This is a genomic window from Streptomyces sp. NPDC004539, from assembly GCF_040610055.1.
Lineage (GTDB): Bacteria > Actinomycetota > Actinomycetes > Streptomycetales > Streptomycetaceae > Streptomyces.
This window is the reverse complement of record NZ_JBEXLS010000034.1, coordinates 87,434-112,776: the sequence shown is the minus strand read 5'-3', so window position 1 is coordinate 112,776 and position 25,343 is coordinate 87,434. Positions and strand designations below refer to the sequence as shown.

Below are 25,343 nucleotides of genomic sequence, written 5' to 3'. Positions count from 1 at the left end.
GGCGGATCTTCCGCAAGGCCCGGTGCAGTCCCAACCGCATGTCGTCAATCGCAGCCGCCATCCTCACCCTGGAGCGGCACCGCTGAAAAGGCTCACTGTGTCCCTCGACCATTTCTTTCAGGGCCAGCACAAAGGCGGCGCACCCGCAGAGAGCGACGGCGAAGACGGTGAACGACTGCATGATCTTGATCGCATGAATGACGCGGCTCACGTCAACTCCCGAATGGTTCGACGGCGATGACATGAGCTTGCGGTCCAAAACCGTGGGAAGTCAGGTGATCTCTGTGATGTCCCAACCGCGGTCGCCTCGGTCCGGCACACTATGAATGGCCGAAACGAAGTGGCATACGAAACTGCCATTGACTGCGGTACGCATGCGCTGGTACGCGATGCCCTGGGGGAGCCTTGACGCACTGGAAATGGGATGAATGGGTCGCGCACTGGGCCGGCGATGAAGACGAAGATCTCTCCCTCGTCTTCCGCCAGGTCAGGGTCCAGCGCACGGCGAAGACACAGCAGTCCTGGGCGAAAGACCCGCTCACGAGAGCCTTCTGCAACCTGGGTGCGTACTCGCTGTACGAGCATCACCTCAACGGAGGTCTGCCCTCCGCCGACGTCCCGGAGCTGCGGCTCTTCCCGAACATGGGCGGCGAGCACCTCATGAAGCTCGCCCCCAAGGTGATAACGGACGACCAAGGGCTCTCGGATTCCCTGAACAGACAGCGCTTCGCGGACACCTGGGCTCACCATCACTCGTACATCAGCGATCTGATCGCCTACATGTTCCGGTCCGCCCCTACGCTGCGTCGCGTCAGAATGATGGCGGCCGAGTTCGTGAGAGCCGCGAACGATCTGCCCCTCGGGGAACTCATCCGGGTGGCTGCCGCATCGGAAATCGAGTCCACACTCGGTGATCCGATCATTGCCTTGCAGACATTCTTTCAGGCAGCCCTGCCCCGGCAACCGCAGATCCAGGAATCCGTGCGCCGCATCGAGCAGGAAATGATCAATGAGTGGGCGAAGCTTTACGCCGTGATCCTTTCCGGGTACGGACTGACCCTCCGTCCCGGGGTGACTTCCCGCGATGTGGCTGAGCTGTTCGACACGATGACCGAGGGGATTCTGCTGAGAGCCCGCTCCTCGGGGATCGTTCCGAAAACGAGCATCGGTCAGGACATCCTCACGTCCTCCATCCTGCTGATGCTGCCCGCCATGTGCGACGTTCCTCCGGAGGAGCTGGAGCGTCGACGGCTCCAGCAGCCGCTTGAATGGCCGGTGTGACCGGCAGCCGGGGAAAGCCGCCCACGGTATCGCCTACGTCAGGGAGTTGAGGAAGGCGGTGAAGGCGGGGGCTGGGAGGGTGAGGGTGGGGGCGTTGGGGAGGGTTTTGGAGTCGCGGATCAGGATGGTGGTGGGGGTGGTGGGGGAGAGGGAGGCTTCGAGGCAGGCGCCGCCGTTGTTGCTGTGGGAGGACTTGTGCCAGGTGCCGATCTGGACGCATTGGCCGCCGTTGTTGCTGTAGGAGGAGGTGCGCCAGGTTGGGGAGGAGATTTCTACGCACTGGCCGCCGTTTTCGCTGTATGAGGACTTACGCCAGGTGAGGGTCATGGAGCCCCATGGTGGGGGAGGCATGGGGCTCCGGCCAGGTCAGTTCCCGCCGAACTCGGGGGAGTTGAGGAAGGCGGAGAAGGCGGGGGCGCGGAAGGTGAGGGTGGGGCCCGCGGGGTTCTTGGAGTCGCGGACCGGGACCGTGCCGTGGGTGGCGGCGAGGTTCACGGCGACCTCGACGCAGGCGCCGCCGTTCTCGCTGTACGAGGACTTGAACCAGCGGGGGGTTTCGGTGCTCACGGGATGTCCTTTCGCAACTTCCTGATCATGGCCACAGACTCCGCCGGGGAAAGCGCATCGGCCTGTAGCTGATAGTAGGACGTCAGCAAGGGGGCGACGAAGGTGATGTCGCGCTCAAGTTGCCCTCGATGAGCGGACTCTGCGTAGGACAAGAGCGAGCGGTCAGGCATGGTCAGCAGATACAACGGCAGACTCAGCGGCCGACGCTCCCCCATGGTGAACGGAGCGATCTGAAGCACGGTGTTCGGCAGCTCGGCGAACTCCAGGAGCCGGTCCAACTGGGCACCCATGAGGGCTGGTTCGCCGATGGGTCGGCAGAGGCAGCTTTCGTCCAGCACCACGAAGATCAGCGGCAGGGGCATACGCGTGAGCGATGCCTGCCGCTCCTTGAAGAGCGCGATCCGCTCGTCTGCCTGCTCGTTCGTGATCGCTCCCCGCCTTATGGCGCTGTGCGTAACTGCCTCTGTGTACTCCGGAGTTTGGAGCAGACCGGGGATGACCCCTACCTCGTAGAGCCGGATCTCCGCCGCTTTCGCTTCATGGCTGACGTACTGCGCGAACCCTTCCAGCAACCCAGCGTTGTTCATTTTCCGCCACCGGCGTTCGAACATGTCTCCGGTACCCAGTGCCGCATCGACCTTTCGCGCCAGCTGGAGAGTCGGCTTTTTTCGTGCCGTCTCCACCGCCGACATGTGCGAACTGGAGAACCCGGTCCGACCCGCCAGCTCCTCCTGGGTAAGCCCTTGCTCCTCCCGCACCCTGCGCAAGTCCGCCCCGAACGCGGCCTGGGGTGAACTGTCGGGATTGAGTTTCTTACGGTTCAACGGCGGAGCACCAACCTTCCAATCCAGCGGGGTCAGTTGAAGGGTTCCCGGCGGCTCGGTCACTCTGAGGCTCACGGTAGTGGAATCGCTACGGAGAGGAGTGGTCATGTCGGGAAAAAGTGCTGAACCGGAGCCTGAAGTGCCCCCGCCGGTACCGGAGATCGGGGCGTTGCTGATGGACTCCGCGCGGGATCTGGTGGGGGAGTTCAGGGGGGTCTGGGCGGGAAGGTGGTCGCTGAGACCGGTGCGGGGCGGGGTGGAGTGGGAGGTGGACCCGAAGGACGTCCGGCCCCTCTCCCCCGAGCAGCGGTTACGCGCCTCCGTGGGGTAGGCGAACGCCCGCAGCCGGGGTGACGTGCTGTGAACGCGCGTGAACGGGTGCTGGTCGAGCGGGAGTTGGTGGTGCGGCGGTATCGCGAGGGCGTGGCCCTGAGCCGGCTCGCGGAGGAGTACGGCGTGACCGCGGGCTGGTTGGGGAGGCGGTTCGACGAGTGGGGGGAGGTGCGGCGGGGGCTGGTCGCCGCGTTGCTGTACCGAAGGGCGGGCGCCCGAGTGTTCCGGGGGCGCGCGCAACGTCGTACCAGTGAAGAAGTCGGCGAAGCGCGGGCGGAGTTCGTTGGGGCGCGGGAGAGTGTTGAGGCGAGGTATCGGGAGGGGGTGTCGGCGGCGGCGTTGGCCCGGGAGTTCCGGGTGAGCGCGACGTTCGTCGCGGAGCGGCTCGTCGAGTGGGGGGTGTCGCGCAGGGAGCAGCGGGAGCGGTGGGAGGGGCCGGGCGTCTCACCGTCCGGGTCGGACGCCTCACCGTCCGGGTCGGGCGTCTCACCGTCCGGGTCGGACGCCTCACCGTCGTACGGAGAATCGGTCAACTGACTTGCGAGGGCGCCATGTTGCAGTGCACCGCCGTGAAGCTTCTGCCGGTGCGGGAGGTCCTGACGTTGCTGAAGGCCAACCGTGAAGAGCTGTACGACCACGCCGAGTTCGCGGACGGGTACGTGTCGTGCGAGTTGGCCGAGGGGCACGAGGGGGACCACGCGGACTTCCTGTGGGACGGGTTCGCGTTGGACGAGGGGCAGTGGTTCCTGTGGGGGGAGGAAGAGTTCACGTTCACCGTGCTGCGGTGGTGCCCGGCGACGAGTACGGACGGGGACGCGTGCGGGCTGCACGACGGGCATCCCCTCGCCCACGCGTGGGACGTCACCGACCCGACCTCCGAGGCGCTCCTCCAGGACCTGATCGAGAACCCGGAGAAATGGGGACTTCCCGCGCCGCTGTAGCCCCCGCGTAGCTCTTAAGTACTACGGGGAAGTTCACCCGAAAGAGTGAACCTTCGGAATCCCCTTCTCCACTTGTGTGACTTGCCCCTACGGTCTGTCACCACAACACAAAAAGGCGCCCCGAAGGATCGCGCCAACGATCCAACGGGGCTAAGCCGAGCCAGCCGAAGCTGAAGGAGCTGTCCCGACCTTGCGCGATTTTATCGTGCGCGCCCTTCTGTGCGCCCTCCGTATCCTCATGCCCCGCCGTCGCCCCGGCCGCCACAGCGCCGCCCACCTCACGGCCACGGCCCCTGCCACCCCTGTCATCCCCGTAAGCCCCTGGTCCCGCCCCTGGACCAGCCCCTCCAAGGCCGAAGCCGCCGAGATCTTCCACCGCCAGGCCCTCGCCGAAGAAGCCCGCCGCGCCCACCGCCACCTCCAACGAGAACGCCGCCGCGCCGAAGCCGCCTACGCCTCGATGGGCGTCGACTACCCGTACACGTACGAGGGCGCACCGTTCACGGAGTTCCCGATGACGGCATGAGAACGGGCCCCACGACCACGCCGGACACGGACGGCTGCCGGACCCGCGCCTTCAACTCCGCCTCGATCAAGGTGACTTGGGCGGTCTGTTCAAGAGGGCGTCGACGACGAAACCGCCCGCCAGACAGACCGCACCGAACACGACCAGCATCGTCACGTCCCGTGCGGTTCCTGGGCCCACCAGGGCAGTTGAGGCGTAGGAGGCGATCAGCGCGGCGACTCCGACGGGGAGGGATCTGAGGAGCCTTGTCTTCATCGGATCGGGGCCTTTCCGGCGGGGTGGCTGAACTCCCCTTGATGCTCTCAAGACCTGCCGGTACCGGCGTCGGCGGCCCCGGCGCGCCCGCCTCGCCGCCACGCCTCATTCCCGCACGCACTGAATCCCGTACCCACCCCCCTCGTCACGCTCCACGCCATGCGTCTCGCTAGTGAAGCCCGGGAAACGCCGGTCGAAGGACTCCAGGGCCGTGAGGTAGGCGAGGAGAGGGGGGTTGGGGTGTTCGCCGGGGACGAGGAGGGGGCTGCCGGGTGGGGTGGTGGCGACGGTGACTGCCGCTGTGCGGCCGGGGAGTTGGGCGAGGGGGACGCGTTCTGTGCGGCCTCGGACCATTGCTTCGTACGCGGCGATCGGGGGGAGGGCCGGGGTGGGGAGGTGGGTGGAGGCGGTGCGCAGGAGGGTCGTCAACTCGGCTGTGGGCGCGTGCATTTCGGCGCAGAGGGCGGGGAGCGTGAGGTGGCCGTAGCGGTGCGGGTACGTCGACACCAGGTCCGGGAGGACCTCGGAGAGCGGCGCCCGCGCGTCGTACAGCGCCTTGAAGTCGGTCAACGCGTCCAGCAGCGTGCCCCACTTGCCCTTCGTGATGCCCATCGAGAAGAAGACGATCAGGCTGTACGGGTCGTACTTGTCGGCGACGACCCGGCGGCGGTACAGGTACGCGTTGAGGACCTTCCCGGGGATGCCCCACGCCTCGACCGTCCCGTCCGCGCGGACGCCGGGACAGGTGATCGTCACCTTCGCCGGGTCCAACAGGCAGTAACCGGGCTCCAGTTCGCCGTACCCGTGCCAGGAGTCCCCGGGGTTCAGCCACCAGTGCGCGGGGTCCTCGACCAGCTCCTCCAGCGGGGCCGTCTCCACCGACGGCGGCTGCCAGACCCCGAAGAACCAGTCCGGCCGATCCCCCGACTCGCTGATCCTGCGCCCGAGTTGGGGTACGGCCTGCCGGAACCGGACGGCCTCCGTGAGGGTCTCCTCGATGAGGAAACGCCCGGCCGCGCCGTCCATCATCCCGGCGGCGACGTCGAGGGACGCCAGCATCGGATAGAGCGGCGAGGTCGTCCCGTGCATCATGAACGTCTGGTTGAACCGGTTGTGGTCCACGGGAGCCCGCCCCGACGAACGGACGTGCACCATCGAGCTCTGCGACAGCGCGGCCAGCAGCTTGTGCGTGGACTGCGTGGCGAACAGGGACGGCGAGTCGGCGCCCACCGGCACGGCCATCGCGCAACGCCGCTCGTAGACCGGGTGGAACTTCGTGTACGCCGACCACGCCTCGTCGAAGTGCAGCCGGGGGACGTGCGCGCCGAGCAACTCCGTGACCCTGACGGCGTCGTAGAGCAGACCGTCGTAGGTACTGCTGGTGAGCGCCGCGTAGACCGGGTCGGGAGAGACGGCGTCCCGCGTCAACGGGCTCTCCGCCAGCGGGGGTTGGGCGAGGGCTGCGGGCGGGACGGGGCCCATCAGGCCGTACCCGTTCCGCTCCCCCGTCACGTACACCGGCCGCGCCCCCGCGAGGATCATCGCGTGGTGCACGGACTTGTGGCAGTTCCGGTCGAGGATCACCAACTCGTCGCGCACGGCGCAGTGGTGGCCGACGAGCCGGTTCGCGTTGGACGTGCCGTGCAGGACGTAGTACGTGCGCTCGGCGCCGAAGACGCGGGCCGCGTTGCGCTCGGAGTCGCCGATCGGGCCGGAGTGCTCCCAGGCGGAGCCGAGCGTGTCGACGGAACAGGTGAGGTCGGAGCGGAAGAGCTGCTCGCCGTAGTAGTCGAAGAAGGCGCGGCCGACGGGGGAGCGCAGGAACGCGACGCCGCCCGCGTGCGCCGGGGTGTGCCAGGAGTACTCGTGGCTGTCGTCCCACTTGAGCAACTCCCGGAAGAACGGCGGGAGTAGAGCCTCCTGGTACTCGCGGGCCGCGCGCCGCATCCGGCCCGCGAGGAAGGCGGGGGTGTCCTCGTGCAGCCAGACGTAGCCGACGACCACCTCCGCCGCCCACAGCGGGACGTCGTCCAGACCGGCGCCGGCCAGTACGAGGAAGACGGGGAGGCCGGTCGCCCGGCGCCTGATCCCGGCCAACACGTCCTGGGCGGCCGGGAGTTCCCAGTCCAGCAGCACCGCCGAGAGGCCCGCCTCCGCGCGGATCACCGCGAGGGCGTCGGGGGCGCTCGACACCCAGCGGTGGTGGGGTAACTCCCGCGCTATTCGGCGTAGTTGATCGGCGGTCGCGGTGTCGTCGGAGGGACGGGACGGGGTCGCGAGCAGGAGCAGAGGGTCCGCCATGTGTCCGAGGCTGAGCCGCGGGGAGGGGGCTGACCAGGGGGCGGGCGGGGTATTACGCCGATCGGGTGAGCTAGTTCGAATGGGGTGTGCTGATGTAGAGCACGCGGACGGCTTGGGTGGGGTTGACCCCTAGGTGGTAGTCCAGGGTGCCGTGAGGGGTGGAGTGGGTGGTGGTGTGGCCGGGGCCGGTGCTGGGGCGGTCGATGTGGGTGGTGAGCCAGGTGCGTACGTCCTTGGCGGTGCCGGAGGTCGCGGCTTCGGCGCAGGCCAGCAGGAAGCGGGTCGCCTCTTTGACGTCCTTGCCGAATGCCTGACAGGCGAGGGAGTCGAGGGAGGTGAGGGGAGCGAGGGAGGTGGACGGGGTGCGGGTGTCTGCGGAGGGTTTCGTCTCTACGACGCCGACGCGCAGGCCGTTCCGCCCCTCTCCGCTCCCCATCCGGCGCTCCGTGCCCGGCATGTCACGGTACGTCAGTTTCCATTCGGCGCCGAGGGCCTTCTCGAAGGGGGCCGCCGCGAGCGCCGGGGCGGGTTTGGCGTCCGCCGGGGTCTGCTGGAGGGCGGGGTTGCAGGCGGTGGTCAGGGCGAGGGCGGCCAGTGGGGCGGCGAGCAAGGCGGGGCGGGGCTTCGGCACGGGGGCGCTCCCGGGGGCGTCGGGGAAAGGGGTCGCTCGGAGTCAAGCTCCGGGGGGTCCGGGGGCTCCCGCGACACGGTGATCATGGAGTCCAGACGGGGGATTAATAAGACGTACATGATCAATATGCTGAGATTCTGTGCATACCCCTCCTGCTGACGTCCCGTCATGTGACCCCAGGCAGGGAACTCGATGTACGAGAAGACCACCCGCTGGCCCGGCCGCACCCTCGCGGCCCTCGTCGTGCTGTTCCTCGCGATCGGCACGGCACCCGCCCTCGGCGAACCGACGGGACTGCGCGACGCCCTCGGCAACGGGGGTGCGCGACTGCTGGCGGAGTGGCCCAGTGGGGGCGGGGCGCTGGGGGAGGGGCTGAGCGACAGTGGCGGGGCGGGGTATCGGGTGGAGTTCTCGCCGGGGGGCGGGGCGGCGGACGGGGGTAGTACCCGGGAGCTAGGGGGAGGGTCGGCCGAGGGTCGTACGGGTACGACTTCCGCACCCGGGGAGTTGGCGGTATCCGGGGAGTCGGCGGTATCCGAGACCCCTAGTACCCCTAGTACCCCTAGTACCTCAGCCGCCCCCGCCACCCCTGAGACCTCCCCCGAACCCCCGTCCGACCCCAAAGCCCCCGCCCCCCGACCCCGCTGGCACACAGTCGACCTGGACGAAGAGGTCGCCGGTCGGGACGGCGCCCGAGGGCTCTGGCTCCCCGCCGCCCCCGACGGCCACCCCTACACCGTCACCCTCACCCTCCCGCAGGCCCGCCCCGCGTGGGTCAGCGTGCTCGGCGACGGCGCGGACGCGGTCTTCGCGGACGGCGCCCGCCGGGACAACCGCTTCGACCGCCGAGCCCGTGGCGCGGACCTGGTCTTCGCCCACCCCGTACGGACGATCGAGCTGACCGTCACCGAGGGCGCCCCGGAGGGGCTGATCCTGGCGGGCCCGTTCGGCTCGGAGAAGCCGGAGGCACCGGAGACGAAGGGACCGGAAACCAAGGCCCCGCAGACCAAGGCCCCGCAGGTCAAGAAGCCGCAGCCGCAGAACCCGGCGACCCGGAACCCGGCCCCCCGCATCCCCCACCCCACCAACGCCACCCCCCGCCGAGCCTCCACCTGCACCCCCTCCGCCGGCTTCACGAACTGCACCCTCTTCAGCTACACCGGCGCCGACCAGACCTTCTCCGTCCCGGCCGGCGTCAGCAGTCTCAACCTCCAGCTGTGGGGCGCGGGCGGCGGCGGCGACAACGCGGCGTACTACACCGGCCAGGTCGGCGGCGCGGGCGGCGGCTACACGACCGGCACCCTCGCGGTCACGTCGGGCCAGTCCCTGATGGTGATGACCGGCCAGGGCGGCAACGTCAACTCGACCTCGGGCACGTACGGCGGTGGCGGCTCCGGCGGCAACTCCGCGACCCTCAACGCGATCGGCGCGAGCGGCGGCGGCATGTCCGCGCTGTGGACCGGCGCGAGCTTCTCAACTCCCTTGCTGATCGCGGGCGGTGGCGGCGGCGCCTCCCCCGGCGCCGACACCAACAACCCCCGCCCCGGCGCGGGCGGCGGCACGAGCGGCGGCAGCGACGGCGTCACCGCGCTCTCCGGCCAGGGCGGCACGCAGAGCGCGGGCGGCGCGGCCGGGACGAACGGCTCGCAGTGCGAGGCGACCAGCAACACGGCCGGCCGCCAGTGGTACGGCGGCAACGGCTTCAACGTCCAGTCGGGCCGGGCGGGCGAGGGCGGCGGCGGTGGCGGCGGCGGTTACTACGGCGGTGGCGGCGGCGCCTGCCAGCCGATGAACCCGCGCCTCCAGCCCAACGGCCCTGGTGGTGGCGGGTCCGGCTACACCGGCGGCCCCGGCATCACGTCGGCCTCGACGACCGCCGGCTCCAGCCCCACCGCCAACAACCAGGGCGGCGCGGCGGCCGGCACCGGCTCGGCCCAGTACCCGTCGGGCGTCGGCGTCGGCGGCGCCGACTCCAAGAGCGGCGGCAACGGCGCCGTCGTCATCCAGTGGGTCACCCAGACCAAGCTGAGCGTGACGAAGACGGCTTCGCCCAATCCGTACGTCCCCGGCTCGCGCGTCACCTACACGGTCACCGTCTCCAACGCGGGCCCCGCCCCGGCCCCGAGCGCGACGATCACGGACACGGTCCCGGCCGGTCTGACCGGCACCACCTGGAACTGCGCGGCGGGCACCGGGAGTTCGTGCGGTACGGCCTCGGGCACCGGCAACTCCCTGAACACGACGGCGACGATCGCCGCGAACAGCACGGTCACCTACACGATCACCGGCACCACCTCCCCCTCCGCGACGGCCACCCTCAGCAACACGGCGACCGTCACCCCACCGTCCGGCGTCAACGACACGACCTGCGGCAGCAGTTGCTCCGCGACGTCGACGACCCCGGCGAACCCGCAGGCCGACCTCACGGCGACGAAGACCGCGAGCACGGCGAACGTCTCCCCCGGCCAGACGTACACGTACACACTGACCACCACGAACAACGGCCCGTCGACCGCGACGAACGTCCGGATGACGGACACGCTCCCCAACAACGTCTCGTTCCAGTCCGGTTCGGGCTGCACGGCGTCCGGCCAGAGCGTCACCTGCGGGACGATCGCCTCGCTCGCCCCCGCCGCCACCCAGTCCTGGACGATCACCGTCAAGCTGGCGTCCTCCTACAAGGGCACCGGCTCCGACATCGGCAACACGGCGACGGCCGCCGCCGACACGACCGACCCCAACACCGCGAACAACACGGCGACTTCGGGCCCGCCGCCGATCGTCGCCCAGTCCGACTACGACGTCACCCCGAGCGGGCCAGGCGGTACCGTCGCGCCCGGACAGCCGACCACGATCCCGGTCGTCGTCCGCAACAACGGCCCGGCGGACGCCTCCGGGAACGTCACGGTCACGGTCACGCTCCCCGCCGGAGTGACGGCGTCGGGCAACCAGCCCTCGGGCTGCACGGCGAACTCCGCAGGCACGGTGGTGACTTGCACGATCGCCACCCTGACGAGCGGTTCCTCGCTCAACCTCCCGATCAGCGTCCTCGTCGCATCCAGCGCCGCCCCGAACAGCACGCTCACCCGTACGGGCGGCATCGTCGTCACCGGCCCGAACGACAACGTCGCCGCCAACAACACGGCGGACGCGGTCGTACGGACCTCCGGCGCGGTCAGCGACCTCGCGGTGACGAAGACCGCCGCCCCCACGAACGTCAACTACGGCGAGAACACCGTCTTCACGGTCACCGTCACCAACAACGGCCCCAGCGACGCGGCGAACGTCCAGGTCACCGACCAGCTCCCGAGCGGCCTCACCTACGTCAGCGACGACTCCAACGGCGCCTATTCGGGAGGGGTTTGGAAGCCAGGCACCATCGGCGCCGGGAAGAGCGCCACGCTGAGGATCACCGCCAAGGTGAGCAGTACGACGGCCCAGACCAACACCGTCACCCAGGCGACCTCCGACTCCACCGACCCGACCCCCTGCACCACCGCCAACCCGGGCAACTGCGCCTCGGCGACGGTCACCCCGATCGCCGCCGACCTCGCCACGACGAAGACGGCGACGGGGACGGCGGCGACGTCACCCGGCATCGCGCCGGGGGAGACGTTCTCGTACGACATCAAGGTCACCAACAACGGTCCGTCGGCCGCCAGTTCGGTCGTCGTCACGGACACCCTGCCCTCGCAGCTGACGTTCGTGTCCTCGTCCTCGGGCTGCACGGCGTCCGGGCAGAACGTCACCTGCCCGCAGATCGCGTCCCTCGCGAACGGGGCCTCCCAGACGTTCACGGTCACCGTGCGGCTGGCGTCCACCTACACCGGCACCGGCTCGGACGTCGCCAACACGGCCGGCTCGACCTCGTCGACCCCCGACCAGACGCCGGGCAACAACACCTCCCCGCCCGCGTCACCGCAGGTCACGGCACCCAAGACGGGGCTGACCGTCTCCAAGACAGGGTCCTCGACCTCGTACCAGCCCGGCGAGACGTTCTCGTACACGGTGACCGTGCGCAACGCGGGACCGTCCACCGCGCTGCCGACCGTCACGGACACGCTGCCCGCAGGGTTCTCCAGCTTCGGGTGGAACTGCGCGGCCAGTAACGGGAGTTCATGCGGTTCCGGCTCCGGCAGCGGGAACATCTCCGACAAGCCGAGCGTGGCGCCGGGCGGCACGATCACCTACACGATCAGCGGGACCGTCCCCGCCACCACCTCCGGGAACCAGACCAACTCCGCGACGGTGACGCCCGGGACCGGGACGACCGACGCGGGCTGCTCGCCCTCGTGCACGTCGTCGGTCGTCACCAACGGGCCGAACGTGCAGATCGCCAAGACCTCCTCGCCGACGCTCGCGAAGGCGGGGCAGACCGTCACCTACACGATCACGCTGCGGAACAGCGGGAGCGGGGACGCCGACGCGTTCACGTACACCGACGACTTGAGCGACGTGGTGGACGACGCGACGTTCGTGGCGGGATCGATCACCTCGAACCCGGCCGGTGGAACGGGCAGTTACGACTCCGGGACCAAGAAGCTGACGTGGACCGGGGCCGTCGCCGCCGGGGCGACCGTACGCGTGACCTACCAGGTGACCGTGGGCAACCCGCCGGCAGGAAACCAGGTGTTGAAGAACGTGGTGTCGGCTCCCGGCACCAACTGCGCGACCGGCTCGACGGATTCGGCCTGCTCCGACGACAACGGCGGCGGCATCCCCCGGCTCACGATCAGCAAGGCGAGCGACGCGGGCGGGACGGTCCACCCCGGCCAGAAGGTCACGTACACGGTGACCGTCCACAACCCCGGCACCGCCACCTACACGGGCGCCACCTGGACGGACGATCTGACGGACGTGGTGGACGACGCGACCTACGGCGCCGACGCCTCGGCCACCTCCGGCAGCACCAAGTACACGGCCCCGAAGCTCACTTGGAGCGGCAACCTCGCCGCCGGAGCGACGGCGACGATCACGTACTCGGCGACCGTGAACACCCCGGACACCGGCGACAACCGGCTCGTCAACCGCATCACGTCGAGCACGGACGCCGACTGCTCCACCTGCACGACGACCAACGGCGTGGCCGGGCTGCGGATCACCAAGTCGGCGTCCGAGGCCAACCCGAAGCCGGGAACCGTCGTGACGTACACCGTCACGGCGACGAACACCGGGTCGGTGACGTACACGGGAGCGTCGTGGACGGACGACCTGACGGACGTGGTGGACGACGCGGCGTACGGCGCCGACGCCTCGGCCACGTCCGGAGACGTCAAGTACGCCGCCCCGAAGCTGACTTGGTCCGGCGACCTCGCGGCGGGCGGGTCCGCCACGACGACCTACTCCGTCACCGTCGCCAACCCCGACATCGGCAACAAGAAGCTGGTCAACTCGGTGACCGGGCCGCCGGGGACGAACTGCGTGACCTGCACGACCACCAGCAGCGTCCCCCAGCTGAAGCTGACGAAGACGTCCAGCCCGGCGAACCCGGCGGCCGGTCAGACGGTGACCTACACGGTCGTCGCGGAGAACACGGGCGCGGCTGCCTACCCGGGGGCGACCTGGTCGGACGACCTGACCGACCTGATCGACGACGGGACGTACGCGGACGACGCGTCGGCGTCGGCGGGGACCGTCAAGTACGCCGCTCCCAAGCTCACTTGGTCCGGTGACCTCGACCCGGGCGACAAGGCGACGACCACCTACTCGGTGAAGCTCGCCAACCCCCTGTCCGGGAACAAGAAGCTGGTCAACAAGGTCGTCTCGACGACCGACACCAACTGCGCCGCCGGTTCGACCAGTTCGGACTGCGGCGACCAGAACCCGGTCACCGTACGCGAGTTGACCATGAAGAAGACGTCGTCCAACACCGCCCCGAAGCCCGGCGACAAGATCACGTACACGGTGACCGTCGAGAACACGGGAACGGCCGCCTACACCGGCGCCGCCTGGTCCGACGACCTGGTCAACGTCCTCGACGACGGCACGTACGGCGGCGACGCCTCGGCCACCTCGGGAACGGTGAAGTACGCCGCCCCCAAGCTGAGTTGGTCCGGTGACCTGGCCGTCGGCGCCTCCGCGACCGTCACCTACAGCGTCACCCTGGCCGACCCCGACGACGGCGACCGCGTCATCAAGAACACGCTGGTCTCGTCCTCGGACGGCGCCAACTGCCCGGCGGACGGCACCGATCCGGCGTGCACGGCGGGCCCGTACGGCATCCCCTCGCTCACCCTGTCGAAGACGGTCGCCCCGGCGAACCCGCTCCCCGGCGACACCCTCACCTACACGATCAAGCTGGTGAACGACACCGCCACCGACTACCCGGGCGCCACCTTCAGCGACGACCTCACGGGAGTCCTGGACGAGGGCACCTGGGCCAACCTGACGACGGCGTCGGCCGGTTCGGTGACGTACACCGAACCGACGGTGAAGTGGACGGGCACGGTCCCCGCCGGCACCACGCAGACGGTGACCTACCAGCTCAAGCTCAACGACCCGCGCACCGGCGACGGCAAGATGGTCAACACCGTCGTCGGGCCCGCCGGTTCGAACTGCAAGCAGGGCTCCACCGACAACCGCTGCTCCAGCGACGTCGGCGGCCTCCCCGAACTCCACATCACCAAGAGCGTCGAGCCGGTCAACCCGGTCGCGGGCGAGAAGGCCACCTACACGGTCGTCGTCGAGAACACCGGCAACGCCGCCTACAACGGGGCGACTTGGTCGGACAACCTCAGCGAGGTCCTCGACGACGCGGTGTACGGGGGTGACGCGACGGCGTCGGCGGGCGAGGTCTCGTACACGGCCCCGACGCTGAAGTGGTCCGGCGATCTCGCGGCGGGCGCGTCCGCCCGGGTGACCTACTCCGTCACCGTCAACACGCCGATCAGCGGAGACGGCAAGCTCACCAACTCCGTTGTCGGACCGCAGGGTTCCAACTGCGCCACCGGTTCGACGGACGCCGACTGCACCGCGTCCAGCGGGATCGGCATGCTGAAGGTCACCAAGACCTACACCCCGGAGGTCGCCACCCCGGGCTCGGTCATCACCTACACGGTGGCCGTCGAGAACACCGGCACCGGGACCTACCCGGCCGCCTCCGGCTTCGACGACCTGACCGGCGTCCTCGACGACGCGGTCTACAACGACGACGCCGAGGCCAACGGCGGCACCCTCAAGTACGAGGCACCGAAGCTGAGTTGGAACGGCGACCTGGCGGCGGGCGTGACCGGAGTCGTCACCTACAGCGTCACCGTCAAGGACCCCGACACCGGCGACAAGAAGCTCGCCAACGCCGTCACCGGCCCCAAGGGGTCCAACTGCGCCCCCGGTTCGACCGACAAGGCTTGCGCACCGACGCCCGCAGGCGTACCGACCCTCTCGATCACCAAGTCCGCCTCCACCAACCGCCCGACCCCGGGCTCGAAGGTCACGTACACGGTGACCGTGGAGAACACGGGGACGGCCGCCTACAAGGGCGCGGCATGGTCGGACGACCTCACGGACGTCGTGGACGACGCGGTGTACGGGGGTGACGGGGCGGCGTCGGCGGGCGAGGTCTCGTACACGGCCCCGACGCTGAAGTGGTCCGGCGATCTCGCGGCGGGCGCCTCCGCGACCGTCACCTACTCCGTCACCGTCAAGTCCCCCCTCGCCGGGAACGGCAAGCTCGCCAACTCCGTGACCGGCCCCGCCGGTTCCAACTGCCAGTCCGGCAAGCAGGGTTCGGAGTGCTCGACCGGCGACAAGACCGGCGACGGCATCCCACAGCTCACCCTGACCAAGACGTCCACCCCGGCGAACCCGGTGCCGGGTTCCGTGGTGACGTACACGGTCGTCGCGAAGAACACGGGGACGGCGGTCTACAGCGCGGCGTCCTGGAGCGACGACCTCACGGGGGTGCTGGACGACGCGGTGTACGGGGGAGACGCCTCGACCACGGCCGGCGACGTCAAGTACGCGGCCCCGAAGCTGACTTGGTCCGGCGACCTGGCACCCGACGCCTCCGCGACGACGACGTACTCCGTCACCGTCAACGCCCCCGACACCGGGGACCTCACCCTCAAGAACGCGGTGACCGGGCCCAACGGCACGGAATGCAGGGCTTGTTCGACGTCCAGCGGCGTCGGTGTGCTGAAGCTGAGCAAGACCTACACGCCGGACACCGCGACTCCGGGTTCGACGCTGACGTACACCGTGACCGTCGAGAACACCGGCACCGGGACGTATCCGGGGGCGTCCTGGAGCGACGACCTGACCGGAGTCCTGGACGACGCGACCTACGCCGACGACGCCTCGGCGTCCGCGGGTTCGGTCTCGTACACGGCGCCGAAGCTGACCTGGTCCGGTGACCTCGCGGCCGGTGCGTCCGCGACGACGACCTACACCGTCACCGTCCACGACCCGGACACCGGCGACAAGCAGCTCGGCAACGCCGTCGTCGGCCCCAACGGGTCCAACTGCGCGGCCGGTTCGACCGACCCGGCCTGCAAGCCGACCCCGGCGGGCGTCCCCACCCTGAAGCTCACCAAGACCGCCTCCGAGAACCGGCCCACGCCGGGCTCGAAGGTCACGTACAAGGTGGTCGTCGAGAACACGGGGACGGCTGCGTACAAGGGCGCGGTGTGGTCGGACGACCTCACGGACGTCGTCGATGACGCGGTGTACGCGAACGACGCTTCGGCGACGGCGGGTTCGGTCTCCTACATGGCTCCGACGCTGAAGTGGTCCGGTGACCTGGCCTCGGGCGCCTCCGCCACCGTGACCTACTCCGTCACCGTCAAGTCGCCCCTCTCCGGCAACGGCAAGCTCACCAACGCCGTCACCGGGCCCGCCGGCTCCAACTGCCAGTCCGGCAGCAAGGCGCCCGAGTGCTCCACCGGCGACCGGACCGGGGACGGGATTCCCCAACTCACCCTGAAAAAGACAGTGTCGGAGGCCAACCCGAAGCCCGGTTCCGTGGTGACGTACACGGTCGTCGCGAAGAACACCGGGACCGCGGTGTACAGCGGGGCGTCCTGGAGCGACGACCTGACCGGGGTGCTGGACGACGCGGTGTACGGGGGAGACGCCTCGACCACGGCCGGTGGCGTCAAGTACGCGGCGCCGAAGCTGACTTGGTCCGGCGACCTGGCACCCGACGCTTCCGCGACGACGACGTACTCCGTCACCGTCAACACCCCCGACACCGGGGACAAGAAGCTGACCAACTCGGTGACCGGGCCCGCCGGTTCGGTCTGCGAGGTGTGCACGACATCCAGCGCGGTGCCGCAGCTCAAGCTGACCAAGACGTTCACCCCGGCGAACCCGGCGGCCGGTCAGACGGTGACCTACACGGTCGTCGCGGAGAACACGGGCGCGGCGGCGTACCAGGACGCGACCTGGTCGGACGACCTGACGGACCTGATCGACGACGGGACCTACGCGGACGACGCGTCGGCGTCGGCAGGTGCGGTCAAGTACGCCGCTCCGACGTTGACTTGGTCCGGTGACCTCGCCCCCGGCGACAAGGCGGCGACCACCTACTCGGTGAAGCTCGCCAACCCCCTGTCCGGGAACAAGAAGCTGGTCAACAAGGTCGTCTCGACGACCGACACCAACTGCCCTGCCGGGACGTCGAGTCCGGACTGCGGCGACCAGAACCCAGTCACCGTCCGCGAGTTGACCATGAAGAAGACCGCGTCCAACACGGCCCCCAAGCCTGGCGACAAGGTCACGTACACGGTGACCGTGGAGAACACGGGAACGGCCGCGTACACCGGCGCCGCCTGGTCGGACGACCTGACGGGCGTGCTGGACGACGCGACGTACGGTGACGACGCCTCGGCCTCGTCCGGCTCGGTCAAGTACACGGACCCGACGCTGACTTGGTCCGGTGACCTCGCGCCCGGCGCCAAGGCGACCATCACCTACAGCGTCACCCTGAAGGACCCCGACACCGGCGACCAGACCCTGAAGAACACCCTGGTCTCGTCCTCGGACGGCGCCAACTGCCCCTCGGGCGCCACCGATCCGGCCTGTACGGCGGGCCCGTACGGCATCCCGTCGCTGACGCTGGTCAAGACGGTCTCGCCGGGCAGCCCGCTCCCCGGCGACACCGTCACCTACACGGTCACCGTCGAGAACACGGGCAAGGCCGACTACCCCGGGGCCACGCTGAGCGACGACCTCTCCGACGTCCTCGACAGCGCGACCTGGCTCGGCCGGACGACGGCGACGACGGGTTCGGTCACCTACACCGCGCCCAAGCTGTCCTGGACGGGCACGGTGAAGGCGGGCGCCACCGAGACGCTCACCTACGCGCTGAAGCTGAACAACCCCAAGTCCGGTGACGACCGTCTCGTCAACAGCCTGGTGGGACCGGCCGGTTCGAACTGCAAGAAGGGCTCCACCGACAACCGCTGCTCGGCCGCCATCGACGGCCTGCCCGAACTGCACCTCACCAAGAAGGCGTCCCCCACCCAGCCGGTCGCGGGCGGCAGGACGACGTACACGGTGACCGTCCAGAACACCGGCAGCGCCACCTACAAGGACGCGGTGTGGACGGACGACCTGACGGGCGCCCTGGACGACGCGGTGTACGCGAACGACGCCTCGGCGACGGCGGGTTCGGTCTCCTACACGGCCCCGACGCTGAAGTGGTCCGGTGACCTGGACGCGGGCGCCTCGGCGACCGTCACCTACTCCGTCACCCTCAACTCCCCGCGCTCCGGCGACGGCAAGCTCTCCAACGCCCTCACCGGCCCCCAGGGCTCCAACTGCGAGTCCGGCTCCACCGACGCCGACTGCTCGACCTCCAGCGGCGTCGGCTTCCTGAAGATCGCCAAGACCTACCGCCCCCAAGTCGCCGTCCCCGGCGGCAAGATGACGTACACCGTCACCGTCGAGAACACCGGCACCGGCACCTACCCCGGCGCTTCCTGGAGCGACGACCTGACCGGCGTCCTGGACGACGCGACGTACGACGACGCCTCCGCGACGACCGGCAGCGTGACGTACACCGAGCCCACGGTGAAGTGGACCGGCGACCTCGCGTCGGGCGCGTCCGCGTCCGTCACCTACACCGTCACCCTCAAGGACCCCGACACCGGGGACCAGCGTCTCACCAACGCCGTCGTCGGCCCGACCGGCTCCAACTGCGCTGTCGGCTCCACGGATTCGGCCTGCGCACCGGCCCCGGCCGGAATCCCCTCGCTGGAGATCAGCAAGTCCGCCTCCGCGAACCGCCCGACGCCGGGCACGAAGGTCACGTACACCGTGACCGCCACGAACACGGGCACGGCCGCCTACGCGGACGCCACCTGGTCCGACGACCTGACGGGCGTCCTGGACGACGCGGCGTACGGCGCCGACGCCTCGGCGACCTCGGGTGCCGTGAACTACAGCTCACCCAAGGTCACTTGGCGCGGCGATCTGGCCGCCGGCGCCTCCGCGACCGTCACCTACTCCGTCACGGTCGACACCCCGGACACCGGCGACGGCAGGCTCACCAACGCCGTCACCGGACCACCCGGCTCGAACTGCCGACCCGGCAAGCTGAGTTCGTCCTGCACGACCGGTGACAAGACCGGCGACGGCATCCCCCAGCTCTCCCTGACCAAGACCTCCAGCCCGGCGAACCCGGTACCGGGGACGAAGGTCACGTACACCGTCGTCGCCGAGAACACCGGCACGGCCGTCTACGAAAAAGCCTTCTGGACGGACGACTTGACCGACGTCGTCGACGACGCGGCCTACGGTGACGACGCCACCGCGAGCCTCGGCACCGTCGACTACGCGGCCCCGAAGCTGACATGGACCGGCGACATCCCCGCCGGTGCCTCCTCGACCGTCACCTACACCGCGACGGTCAAGAACCCGGACACCGGGAACAAGACCCTCGCCAACTCGGTCGTCGGCCCCGACGGCTCCAACTGTGCCCAGGGCAAGCAGGGTTCGGCCTGCAAGACCAGCACCGGCTCCCCGCAGCTCACCCTCGCCAAGACCTACACCCCGAGCAACCCGCTGCCGGGCCAGAAGGTCACGTACACGATCACCGCCCGCAACACGGGAACCGCCACCTACAAGGACGCGGTGTGGACGGACGACCTGACCGGGATTCTCGACGACGCGGTGTACGGCGCCGACGCGACGGCCTCCCTGGGCGGCGTGACCTACACCGAGCCGACACTGAAGTGGACCGGTGACGTTCCCACAGGTCAGACGGCCACGGTCACTTACACAGCCACCCTGAAGGACCCGGCGACCGGCGACAAGGAACTCTCCAACGCCGTCACCGGCACCCCCGACGCGACCTGCGCCGACGGCACCCCCGGCCACGTCTGCCCGACGAAACCGGCCGGCATCCCGGCCCTCGCGATCACCAAGACGGCCTCCAGCTCCGCCCCCGTCCCCGGCCAGAAGGTCACCTACACGGTGACCGTCCAGAACACCGGCAAGGCGACCTACCCGGACGCGGTGGTCACCGACGACCTCACGGACGCCCTGGACGACGCGGCGTACGGGAACGACGCGGCGGCGACGGCGGGGGACGTCAACTTCACCTCCCCGAAGCTGACTTGGACGGGTGACATCGCGCCTGGCTCCTCGGTGACCCTCACCTACTCCGTCACCGTCGACAACCCGGTCACCGGCGACGGCAAGCTCGCCAACTCCGTGACCGGCCCGGCTGGCTCCAACTGCCAGCGCGGCAAGCAGAGTTCGGACTGCTCCACCGGCGACAAGCCCGGCAACGGCATCCCCCAGCTCAAGCTGAAGAAGGCCGTCAGCTCCGGCACCGCCGCCCCCGGCTCGAAGGTGACGTACACGATCACCGCACAGAACACCGGCACCGCCGCCTACACGGGCGCCACTTGGTCGGACGACCTGCGAGGTGTCCTGACGGACGCGGTGTACGGCGACGACGCGAACGCGTCCTCCGGGACCGTCTCCTACGCCGCGCCGGTGCTGAGCTGGAAGGGCGACATCCCGGCCGGCTCCTCGGCGACCGTCACCTACACCGTCACCCTCAACAGCCCCACCACCTCCACGACTTCACTCACCAACAAGGTCACCTCCACCCCCGACACCAACTGCCCGACCGGCACCGCCAACACCGACTGCTCCGCCACCCTCGGCGTCCCCCAGTTCTCCCTCACCAAGACCGCCTCGACGAACCGCCCCCTCCCGGGCCAGGACGTCACCTACACGGTCACCGCGCAGAACACGGGGTCGGTCGAGTACGAGGGGGCGACCTGGACGGACGATCTGACCGGCGTCCTGGACGACGCGGTGTACGGCGACGACGCCAACGCCACTACCGGCAAGGTGAGTTACGACTCCCCCCGGCTGACCTGGACCGGTGACATCCCCGTCGGCTCCTCGGCGACCGTCACCTACACCGTCAAGGTGAAGTCCGACCCCGCCGGGCTCGGCGACGGTGTGCTGACGAACGCGATCACCTCGGCCTCACCGGGCAACAACTGCACCACTTCCTCGCACGCGGGCTGCTCGACGAACTCGACGCCCATCCCCACGCTGAAGTTCACCAAGTCCCAGGTCACGCCTGCCGCGTTGCCGGGGTCGAAGGTCGAGTACAAGGTGACCGTCGAGAACCCGACCACGTCCGACTACCCCGGCGCGTCCTGGACGGACGACCTCAGCGGGGTCCTGGACGACGCCGACTACAACAACGACGCGGTGGCGGACGGGGGTTCGGTCTCCTTCGAGTCGCCCCTGCTGAAGTGGTCCGGTGACGTGGCCGGCGGGCAGACCGTCACCGTCACGTACTCGGTCACCGTCGACGCGGTGGACCGAGGGGACGGGAAGCTCACGAACGCGGTCGTGTCGGGGGTGCCCGGCACCAACTGCCCGTCCGGTTCCGCTGATTCCGGGTGCACGACCGGGAGCGGCACCAGCACCGTCGTACCGCGGCTGAAGATTGTGAAGAGGGCGTTCGCGACGAATCCGCGGCCTGGGGACGATCTGGCGTACGAGGTCGTCGTGACGAACGACAGTGGGGCCGACTATCCGGGGGCCACCTTCAGTGACCAAGTCGTGGAGGGGGCTGGGCTGTTGAACGCGGCTCGGGTTGCCGGGCCTGCTGCGAGTTCGGGTGTGGTGACGATCGGGGGCGGGACGCGGTTCACCTGGAAGGGGGATGTGCGTGCCGGGGAGTCCGTGACCGTGACGTACACCTATCGCGCCAACGCGGTGCCGGGGCAGGGGAGTCGGCGGATCGTCAACGAGGTGACCGACGCGAGCGCCAACTCCACGTGCTACGGGAACGTGGTGGGGGGCGCGTATCCGGAAGGGTGCGGGTCGAGTGTGGACGGGCCCGAGTACGAGTTCGGGGAGGCGCCGGACACGTACGGGACGACCCTGAAGGCGGACGGTCCCTACCACGTGATCGTGCCGAAACTCTGGCTCGGGAAGGGGAGTTACGCCGACACGGACGGGCGTCCGCTGGGGGCGCGCCTGGGTGAGGGCGGGCGGGGGCCGCGCTCTCTTCCGGTCGCCAACTCCGGTGCCGCCGGGTACTCCACGACCGTCGACCTGACCAACGGGACGGGCAGGACGGCGGTGTTGGCGGCCTGGCTCGACGCCGACTTCAACGGGCGGTTCGATCAGGGGGAGCGGATTGAGCGCCGCATCCCGAGCGGGACGTCGTCAACTGAGTTGAGCTGGACCGGCGTCAAGTTCGCCCGTGCCGGGACGACGTACCTGCGGCTCCGTCTCTTCGGTGACCAGCCCGCCGTGGGCCACGACCCCAACCTGCCTCGCGGCGAGACGCTCGTCCGCATCGGCGGCACCCTGCGCGCCGTACCGGCCGATCCTCGGCCCAACGGGTACGGGGGTGAGGGGCAGGTCGAGGACTTCGCGGTGAAGGTCGACGCTGGGAAGCTCAACGTCCGCATCACGTCCGACAATTCGCATCCCCGGCCGGGGGACAAGGTGACGTACACGGTGACCGTGTGCAGTGCGACGGGCGTGCCGTACGTCGGGGCGACCGCCGCCGTCGACCTCTCGCAGGTGTTGCGGTACGCGTCGTACAACCGGGATGCCTCGGCCGCCAACGGGGCTGTGAAGTACGGCAGTTCGCGAGTCACCTGGACCGGGACGGCGCCCGGGGACTGCTCGCATCCGGTGCGGATCACGTTCTCCGTGACGTACGGGCGTCATCATGTGCCGCCGGGGACGGTGGTGGATGTGCCGGTCGTCGGCGGGCCGGGGGCCAGCAACTGTCCCGCCGGTTCCGTGGCTGCGGAGTGCAACGCGTCTGCCGTGATCAAGGGGCATGGGGAGCTGCCGGACACCGGGGGCGGGCGGGGGATGTCCCCGCTATGGGGCTTGGCGGCGATCGCGTCCCTGACCTCCGGTTTCTTGATCTGTCTGGTGATGTGGATGCGGCGTCGGCGTGGCTGGAAGGGTGCGCGATGAGGAAGCGGTGGGTCGGGGCGGCGCTGGTCGCCCTGCTGGCCGGGGCGGTGCTGGAGGGGACGTCGGGGGTGTCTCGGGGGCTCCCGGTGGCTCGGGTGGTGGCGTTCGAGGGGGGTGGGGAGGCTGGGCGTCCGAGCGGGGTCGGGTGGGCCGGCCTCGCTGGTCGGGGCGGTGGGGGAGAGCGTCGTCCGAGTGGGGCGGACGGGGTCGGTACGACGATCCTCCTCATGGGCATCGACGACCGTTCCACGCTCACCCGGGATGAGCTGCGCAAATTCCACGCGGGCGGCGAGGCGTGCCACTGCACGGACACGCTCATGCTCGTCCACGTCTCCGCGAAACAGGACCGCGTCAGCGTCGTCAGCCTCCCCCGCGACTCCCTCGCCCGTATCCCGGCCCACCGCGACCCCGGCACAGGAGAGTGGGTCCCGCCCCACGATGCGAAGATCAACTCGGCGTTCAAGGAAGGCGGGCCGGCTCTCTCCGTCCGCACGGTCGAGGAAGCGACCGGCGTCCCGATCGACCACTACCTCCAGATCGACTTCCGTCGCTTCATCGACGCGGTCAACTCGGCGGGTGGGGTGGACGTCTGCACGTCCCGCGAGATCAACGACCCCGCCACAAAGCTGAAGTTGCCCCCCGGCACCCACCACCTCGACGGCGGCCGTTCCCTCCAGTACGTCCGCTCCCGCAAATTCGACGGCGCCGCCGACCTGGGCCGAGTCCAACGCCAGCAACGCTTCCTGGTGGCCACCCTGAAACGCCTCCAGTCCCACCCAACGGACCTCCTAAAACTAAGCCGCACACTGCTGGGCACGATCAAGGTGGACCAGGGCTTCAAAGACACAGACCTCCTCTCCCTGGCCACCACCCTGACCCACCTCCCCGCCTCCTCCACGGAATTCGCCACCGTCCCCATCGCCGGCTTCAACGACCCCCTCCCCAACATCGGCTCCACCCTCGCCTGGGACCCCGACCGAGCCCCCGAGGTCTTCGCCCACCTACGCGAAGACCGCCCCTTGACTCCCCCCAACTCCGAGTCCCGCCCCTCAGACGTCCCGGAATTCACCGCCTACGAACCGGTCCGGGGCACATCGATGGCTTGCAACTGACCTTCGCGAGCTTGCCCAATCGGGCAAGAAGGATCTGGGTGATCATCCCCGCATGCGCGGGGACCACCCCAGTACGGCACCTGCGACACCCGCGAGGTCGGGACCACCCCCGCACGCGCGGGGACCACATGAACCACGGGAAGGCGAGGTCCGGCGGGGCGGGACCACCCCCGCACGCGCGGGGACCACAGGCTCCGACCTGCGACGTTACCCCGCCCCACCCCCGATTCCCACCACTTCCCAAGAAACGGGCATATCGCCCCAGCCGTCAACTGAACGCCCCTCAAAGAAAAGCCTACGAACTCACCCCCACCCCTCGAAGCCGAACCCCCAAACCCCACCCCCTCACACCACCACCCCCACCCCCTCCCCCCGAGGCACCCAAACGAACTCCGGCAGCGCACCCCCCGAAGCCCGCCCCACCGCCGCCTCCACCCCCCGCCGCCCCTCCACAAAATGCGACCACCCCTCGTAGTGCACAGGCACCACCACCCGAGGCCGCACCACCCGGCACACCCGCAGAGCCGCGGAAGCGGTCAACGTGTAGCGGACGGGCCCGGTCAGGGGGAACCGGACACCTCCGAGGTGAAGCAGAGCCGTCCCGACCTGGACCCGCCGGGCCACTTCGCGAACCCCGTCGAACAGGACCGTGTCCCCGGAGATCCAAAGGGCCCCGTGCTGCTGGCCGGGCCAGCGGAGGGCGAAGCCCGTGACGTCTCCCACGAAGGGACGGGACAGTGGGGGACCGTGTCGGGCCGGTGTGGCGATCACCTCGATCGAGGGGCGGCCCGGCGCGGAGAGCCGCCAGGTCTCCCACGGCGCCAGCCCCCGCGCGTTGCCGCCGAGCCGCCCCGCCCCGGAGGGGGTTGTCAGGACGACCCCCGCCGTGGGCAACAGGGCCCGCCCGGAGTCGTCGAGATTGTCGGCGTGATGGTCATGCGTGAGCAACACCGCGTCAAGAGGCGGGAGTTGGGAGACAGACAGCGCGGGGCCAGCCGTCTTCACGGACGACGTCCCCCACCCGAACGCATACCTCCGCCCAGGCGCATCGAACGTCGGATCGGTGAGCAACCGCCACCCCCCGACCTCGATCAACACGGTAGGCCCTCCGATGTGGATGACCCGAACGTCGCTCATGAGACCCCCTTCAGTCCC

Annotated in this window: 14 protein-coding genes and 1 pseudogene; 8 read left to right on the top strand and 7 right to left on the bottom strand. The window is 69.6% G+C overall.

All coding sequences use genetic code 11. The features are described from left to right. Both ABZX85_RS44235 and ABZX85_RS44230 read left to right on the top strand, forming a co-directional pair. Nucleotides 1-86: pseudogene (locus tag ABZX85_RS44235) on the top strand (IS5/IS1182 family transposase); the annotation flags it as partial. Between the two features lie 319 nt (nt 87-405). Further along, nucleotides 406-1,281 (top strand): hypothetical protein, encoded by an 876-nt coding sequence (locus tag ABZX85_RS44230; protein ID WP_355882880.1) that lies wholly within the window; start codon nt 406-408, stop codon nt 1,279-1,281. Nucleotides 1,282-1,314: 33 nt separating this feature from the next. Here ABZX85_RS44230 and ABZX85_RS44225 read toward each other — a convergent pair whose 3' ends face one another. Genes ABZX85_RS44225 through ABZX85_RS44215 form a run of 3 tightly spaced genes read right to left on the bottom strand, consistent with a single transcriptional unit; the run spans nt 1,315 to nt 2,672 of the window. Further along, nucleotides 1,315-1,608: a DUF397 domain-containing protein gene (locus ABZX85_RS44225; protein ID WP_355882877.1), complete on the bottom strand. Its 294-nt coding sequence runs from the start codon at nt 1,606-1,608 to the stop codon at nt 1,315-1,317. 39 nt (nt 1,609-1,647) lie between these two features. After that, nucleotides 1,648-1,848: a DUF397 domain-containing protein gene (locus ABZX85_RS44220; RefSeq protein WP_355882874.1), complete on the bottom strand. Its 201-nt coding sequence runs from the start codon at nt 1,846-1,848 to the stop codon at nt 1,648-1,650. Continuing rightward, the gene (locus ABZX85_RS44215) at nt 1,845-2,672 is read right to left on the bottom strand and encodes a helix-turn-helix transcriptional regulator (RefSeq protein WP_355882898.1); all 828 of its coding nucleotides are present in this window, start codon (nt 2,670-2,672) and stop codon (nt 1,845-1,847) included. The genes ABZX85_RS44220 and ABZX85_RS44215 overlap by 4 nt, the downstream gene beginning before the upstream one ends. A gap of 139 nt (nt 2,673-2,811) precedes the next feature. On the opposite strand from ABZX85_RS44215, the gene ABZX85_RS44210 reads away from it, so the two are divergent. From ABZX85_RS44210 to ABZX85_RS44195, 4 genes are all read left to right on the top strand, one after another. Continuing rightward, the gene (locus ABZX85_RS44210; protein WP_355882872.1) at nt 2,812-3,003 is read left to right on the top strand and encodes a hypothetical protein; all 192 of its coding nucleotides are present in this window, start codon (nt 2,812-2,814) and stop codon (nt 3,001-3,003) included. A 29-nt stretch (nt 3,004-3,032) separates the two neighbouring features. Continuing rightward, nucleotides 3,033-3,542 (top strand): hypothetical protein, encoded by a 510-nt coding sequence (locus ABZX85_RS44205; protein WP_355882869.1) that lies wholly within the window; start codon nt 3,033-3,035, stop codon nt 3,540-3,542. A gap of 32 nt (nt 3,543-3,574) precedes the next feature. Next, nucleotides 3,575-3,946 carry a hypothetical protein gene (locus ABZX85_RS44200; RefSeq protein ID WP_355882866.1) on the top strand — a complete coding sequence of 124 codons (372 nt, stop codon included), beginning with the start codon at nt 3,575-3,577 and terminating at the stop codon, nt 3,944-3,946. A 190-nt stretch (nt 3,947-4,136) separates the two neighbouring features. Beyond that, nucleotides 4,137-4,472, top strand: coding sequence for a hypothetical protein (locus ABZX85_RS44195; protein WP_355882863.1), 336 nt, complete (start codon nt 4,137-4,139; stop codon nt 4,470-4,472). A 66-nt stretch (nt 4,473-4,538) separates the two neighbouring features. Here the strand turns inward: ABZX85_RS44195 and ABZX85_RS44190 are convergent, their stop codons facing one another. From ABZX85_RS44190 to ABZX85_RS44180, 3 genes are all read right to left on the bottom strand, one after another. After that, complete coding sequence (locus ABZX85_RS44190; RefSeq protein ID WP_355882860.1) at nt 4,539-4,727, bottom strand: hypothetical protein; 189 nt, start codon at nt 4,725-4,727, stop codon at nt 4,539-4,541. Between the two features lie 105 nt (nt 4,728-4,832). Continuing rightward, complete coding sequence (locus ABZX85_RS44185) at nt 4,833-7,028, bottom strand: Orn/Lys/Arg decarboxylase N-terminal domain-containing protein (RefSeq protein ID WP_355882857.1); 2,196 nt, start codon at nt 7,026-7,028, stop codon at nt 4,833-4,835. Between the two features lie 70 nt (nt 7,029-7,098). Continuing rightward, the gene (locus tag ABZX85_RS44180) at nt 7,099-7,659 is read right to left on the bottom strand and encodes a hypothetical protein (protein ID WP_355882854.1); all 561 of its coding nucleotides are present in this window, start codon (nt 7,657-7,659) and stop codon (nt 7,099-7,101) included. Nucleotides 7,660-7,851: 192 nt separating this feature from the next. Here ABZX85_RS44180 and ABZX85_RS44175 point away from each other — a divergent pair, with 192 nt between their 5' ends. Then, nucleotides 7,852-23,076: a glycine-rich protein gene (locus ABZX85_RS44175; protein WP_355882851.1), complete on the top strand. Its 15,225-nt coding sequence runs from the start codon at nt 7,852-7,854 to the stop codon at nt 23,074-23,076. Beyond that, nucleotides 23,073-24,188 carry an LCP family protein gene (locus ABZX85_RS44170; protein ID WP_355882848.1) on the top strand — a complete coding sequence of 372 codons (1,116 nt, stop codon included), beginning with the start codon at nt 23,073-23,075 and terminating at the stop codon, nt 24,186-24,188. The genes ABZX85_RS44175 and ABZX85_RS44170 overlap by 4 nt, the downstream gene beginning before the upstream one ends. Nucleotides 24,189-24,533: 345 nt before the next feature. Here ABZX85_RS44170 and ABZX85_RS44165 read toward each other — a convergent pair whose 3' ends face one another. Continuing rightward, a complete protein-coding gene (locus ABZX85_RS44165) occupies nt 24,534-25,325 on the bottom strand; it encodes an MBL fold metallo-hydrolase (RefSeq protein ID WP_355882845.1) in 792 nt (263 codons plus the stop codon). Between the last annotated feature and the right edge of the window lie 18 nt (nt 25,326-25,343).